This is a genomic window from Vibrio sp. RE88 (assembly GCF_013113835.1).
Taxonomy (GTDB): domain Bacteria; phylum Pseudomonadota; class Gammaproteobacteria; order Enterobacterales; family Vibrionaceae; genus Vibrio.
In genome coordinates, this window is the sequence record NZ_VTYQ01000028.1 from 1 (window position 1) to 1,082 (window position 1,082).

2 protein-coding genes are annotated in these 1,082 nt (G+C 52.8%); both read left to right on the forward strand.

Annotation, left to right across the window (positions count from 1 at the left end; all coding sequences use genetic code 11):
- Positions 1-632 (forward strand): hypothetical protein (locus tag F0265_RS24490; protein WP_171750640.1); only part of this gene is annotated, 632 nt, incomplete at its 5' end.
- On the forward strand, positions 629-1,082 hold a 454-nt coding region (locus tag F0265_RS24495; protein WP_171750641.1), incomplete at its 3' end, for a hypothetical protein. The genes F0265_RS24490 and F0265_RS24495, both read left to right, overlap by 4 nt.

Below are 1,082 nucleotides of genomic sequence, written 5' to 3' on the forward strand. Positions count from 1 at the left end.
TCAGTGAGCTCGTGACGGATGTGACGGCGACTGTGGGTGGTGTGGCAGTGAAGTTCGAGGGTAACGACCCCGCCCAGCAGTGGGTAGGTGAAACGGAAGAGGCCGTTACGCTGTCGTCCAATGAAGACACGATTACAGCGGTGGTGAATGCGGGTTATAAGGACCTCTCGGGTAATGTAGCGGAGAGTGGTAAAGAGACATCGACAGTGGTGAAACCCATCATCCTTATCTCGAACATCAACGACTTAACGACCACTGAGGCAGAGGACTTTGTGGTATCAGGGACGGCGCGAGGGTTTAAGAATGGGGTTCAGTTAAGCGTAGCGATTTCGAGTGACAATCCAATTAATGAGGGGCTTGACCTTACCGCCACAGTGACCAACGGGGCTTGGACGACGACACCAAAGAACATTTCCTCATGGGAAAGCGGTACCTTGACCATCACGGTGGACGGCTCGAATTCCGGTGGTCAGGCGGCGAAACAAGCGTCTCAGGACGTGGAGCTACTGGATGATATTGCGCCAACGGTGGGCAGTATTAGCGTGAACTCAGGAGACCCAATCATCGATAACCAAACGGCCTTCGTCAGCGCGTGGAGAATGTTGTTGCAGACGTTGACGGTGTGGATGTGAATTTTGTCTCTCGAAATGGGGCGAAGACGGTCTGGGAAGGGACTACGTCGGGTGTGGTGACGCTGAACGCCAATGAGATGTTCAAAACCGTGACTGTAACGGAATATCAGGATGCGCAAGGCAATATGGGGCAGGTGGACTCAAGCGAAGCGCCGGTGAAACCGGTGATTGAGATTACATCGCGAGGTGATGTGCCGATTGATGAAGACGAGTCGAGTCAGGTGGTGATTTCTGGTACTGCCCGAGGCTTTCAAGCGGGCGATAGACTAAGGGTCGTTGCTCAGTTGGCTGAAGACCCAGGTAATTACAACTTTGATAAAACGGTAGAGGTCGCTGAAGATGGTGATTGGGCGACTTCAGAGCAAAACATTCGTGATTGGCCCAGTGGTGATATTAATCTCACGGTGACGGGTACGAACGCTAACAGCCAAGAGGCGAAGGATACGTACA